Source organism: Vibrio sp. 10N.239.311.G01, from assembly GCF_041465805.1.
In the GTDB taxonomy this organism is placed as follows: Bacteria; Pseudomonadota; Gammaproteobacteria; order Enterobacterales; family Vibrionaceae; genus Vibrio; species Vibrio crassostreae_C.
Genome location: NZ_JBFSRM010000066.1, coordinates 1 through 1,759, shown reverse-complemented (window position 1 = coordinate 1,759; position 1,759 = coordinate 1). Strand labels below are relative to the sequence as shown.

General features: G+C 39.6%; 1 protein-coding gene. It reads right to left on the bottom strand.

The genetic code is table 11. The features are described 5' to 3' along the window. Positions 1 to 397: 397 nt before the first annotated feature. On the bottom strand, positions 398 to 793 hold the full coding sequence (locus AB6D06_RS22380; RefSeq protein WP_372101486.1) for a DUF2391 family protein: 396 nt from the start codon (positions 791 to 793) through the stop codon (positions 398 to 400). Positions 794 to 1,759: the final 966 nt, after the last annotated feature.

Genomic DNA, 1,759 nt, shown 5'->3' with positions numbered 1-1,759 from the left:
AACGGCGGACTGTTAATCCGTATGTCGCAAGTTCAAGTCTTGCAAGGGGAGCCAATTAAAAGAAGCCGCATCATGATGCGGCTTTTTTGCATCTAAAGATCCTAACTTATTAATACAACTACCCTCACCTTTCAAATACCATATTCAATTCAGAAACCAACCGTTTTTATATCCTTCCAAAGCTACAAATCTTCGCTACTTAATGCTCTTCAAAATCTCCCAACAACAAACGACACATTCACGTAAGAGTCAGTCACAGTACGTTGCTACTCATTTTATTGACTAGGAGATCGGTTGAAAAAATCAATACTAAGTTTGGAGGTAAGAAAGCTAAATAACGAATCAAGTAAGCGCTGAAAAGCTCTGTAAGACACTTCAATCCAAATTGATACACAGATTACTCTTTATCAAAACTATCCACTACAATAGCGCCCATAGAGGCTGGCATTGAAATAACAATCACTCTTTTGAGCGATACGACGGGATCACTCAATAGAGGTAATTTGTCCAGGCAAGTCAGTACCAAAGCAACGACCAATGCCGTCATAACATAAGCAATCACTATTCTGAAAATAAACACCGGCAACCGAGCAACAACATCTTTTTGAAAGACACTCTCATACGTATAGAAGCCTAAGAACACCGCAGACAGTAAAAATAGCAGCAATAGATTAGCGGTAGGTAAAGTCTCCCCTAACTTCCAAGCCTCTTCAGAAAAAGAAATCGGCACGGCCAAGGCAAAAGATCCCACAAAGATCTGGCTCGCATCTTCAAAGTTAAAACTCAATTTCATAATTCGACCCATTAGGTTTAAGGCTTTATCTAATTCTGAAAAGAATCACAAAACTATCCGCCAATGATTTGGGGGATTTTTATTTCTACTAAGCAAACAGTAGTGACCTTCTAGCTTCATCTTAGTCGCAATAACCAAAACATAGCTTGAACTAACCAGCAAGAAATCAATATGCTCAGAGCAAAACGGTCAACACGACTGATTAATATCGAGTCAACAAACACATCAAAATCGAAGACAGAGTGGTAACCCCTAATATACCAGCACCTAGAACCAAAGAATCTAAATCCGCAGGGTGATAAACGTCACTTCACGAATACGAGGGATGCTCTATTTCTTAGCTTATATACCCCTCAGGCACCACTTGGGAACACACTTAGCGACTCTCACCTTTAAGCTGAATCTAGCCTACTTTCACCCTTTGAAGTACTTAGAACGAGTCGCTCAATACCATCGAGAGTGGTTTTAAGCTCAATGCATAACAAGAGACATTAAGTCGACTCATTATGAGCTCTAGCGTTCTTAAGAGAAGCCTCCATGATAGAGCCCTAATTACACGTATCCTATAGATTCACAGATAGAGCAGAAGTCAGATTTCGTAGCCGAAAGGCTGTTAACTAACACTGAGAGCCGCTCACTCAATAAAGGAAACATCTACAGCGCAGAGTAATTAGGATGGGATGTAAGGCTTTTATAACTCAAAGTATTAATAAGGGGTCAGTTCAGTCTCATAAATCTAACTTACAGCGCGTCTGGCTTAAGTATCTGAATGCTAAACTTAAAGCTACATACGTTTGAAATCATGCTCGAGTCACCTCACAGCTGGAATCAGAAATGATGTAGTCCTAATCATGAGTTGGTTTTGGGGACACCTCAGCTAAGAGCTGTGGGCTACGGGAAAATCTTTTGTGTAATACCAATTAAAGTAAAAATGTGATCTAATTAAGATTGATGAATTATTGTGAA

What these genes read in the sequence shown, in the direction of transcription:
- AB6D06_RS22380 (WP_372101486.1), bottom strand. Translation starts at nt 793, where the DNA reads ATGAAATTGAGTTTTAACTTTGAAGATGCGAGCCAGATCTTTGTGGGA.